This is a genomic window from Novosphingobium sp. B-7 (assembly GCF_000410615.1).
Lineage (GTDB): Bacteria > Pseudomonadota > Alphaproteobacteria > Sphingomonadales > Sphingomonadaceae > Novosphingobium > Novosphingobium capsulatum.
In genome coordinates, this window is record NZ_KE148505.1 from 460 (window position 1) to 1,770 (window position 1,311).

General features: G+C 71.2%; 2 protein-coding genes. One reads left to right on the top strand and one right to left on the bottom strand.

Features of this window, described 5'->3' with window-relative positions; translation table 11 throughout:
• Positions 1-920, top strand: a 920-nt coding sequence (locus H926_RS30035) for a carboxylesterase family protein (protein WP_022678298.1), incomplete at its 5' end; no start/stop codon positions are given.
• Here the strand turns inward: H926_RS30035 and H926_RS0122775 are convergent.
• Positions 898-1,311 (bottom strand): discoidin domain-containing protein (locus tag H926_RS0122775; protein ID WP_028658395.1); only part of this gene is annotated, 414 nt, incomplete at its 5' end. The genes H926_RS30035 and H926_RS0122775 overlap by 23 nt on opposite strands.

The following is a 1,311-nucleotide window of genomic DNA, read 5'->3' on the forward strand; positions in this document are numbered from 1 at the left end:
CGCGCAATGTCTGCGCGCTGCTCGGCACGCCGGCGGCCGATGGGCTCTATGCCCGCGCCATGGTGTTCAGCGGCGGGGCGCAGACCGTGCATATTCCCGCCACCGCCGCGATCTTTGCCAATGCCGTGGTGGCGCGGCTGGGCGGGGTAGAGCGGTTGCTGGTGGCGCCTTTTCCCGCGCTGGTCGAAGCGCAAGTCGCCGCGCGCAAGGGCTGGCCACAGGGCCTGCCATTCCGGCCGACGGTCGATGGCGCATTCCTGCCCCAGGCGCCGCTGGCCCGCGTGATCGAGGGGCGCGCGCCACGCGTGCCGCTGCTGACCGGATCGAATGCCAACGAAAGCCGCCTGTTCCTGAACGAGGTGCAGGCCAGCCGGCCGATCTGGTCGCAAAGCGTATCGACCGAGCCGATGCCGCGGATGACCGCGCTCAACCGCGCCTATGCCCGCGCCTTTCCCGAATTAACCGACGCCCAGCGCCACTGGCGCCTGCTCACGGCCGAGGAATATGGCATGCCCACGCTGCGCCTGGCCGAGGCCCATGCCGCACGCGGCGCGCCGGTGTGGCGCTATCGCCTGGCCTTGCCGGCGCCGGGCGGCCCCTACAAGGGGCACAGCCCCCACGTGCTCGACCTGCCGCTGACGTTTGACCACGTGACACTGCCATCGATGGCGCAGATGTTCGGCCTTTCGGCGGCGGACCAGCCGATTGCCGAAGCCTGGCACGAAGCGATGGTGGCCTTTGTCAAAGGCGGGGCGCCCGGGTCACCAGGCATGCCGGCCTGGCCGCGCTTTGACGCCACCACCCGCGCCACCATGGTGTTCGACCGCGTCAGCACCGTCGAGAACGATCCCGACGGCGCCGAACGCCTATTGTGGCAACAGACGCCGATCGAGCCGGTCAGCGGGGCAAGGCGCCGCTGAACCCACCCACCCCGGCAATCGCCAGCACGGCGCGATCGGGCAGCGCCGGCTGGGCAAACGCCAGGCGCAGATAGCGCGCCTGGACCGGGGCGGCAAAGCCGATGCGCTGCGTCGCCAGGGCGTAAGCGATGTTGGAAAACTCACCCTCGCCCTGCGCCTGCCAGGCCTGCCCGTCCAGGCTGGTCTCCACACGATAGCCGCGCGGCGGCGTCGCATCGGGTGCCAGATGGCGCGGCGGGGTCAGGCTGAATCCGCCCAGCGTCACGGCGCGGCCGATATCGAGCGTGACCGTGGCCGGATGCCCAGCGGTGGGCACCGGCTGAGCCCACAGCGTTTCGACCTCGCCATCGAGCAGCGCCTGCGCGCCCGGCGCGCTGGCATCGACCACGCG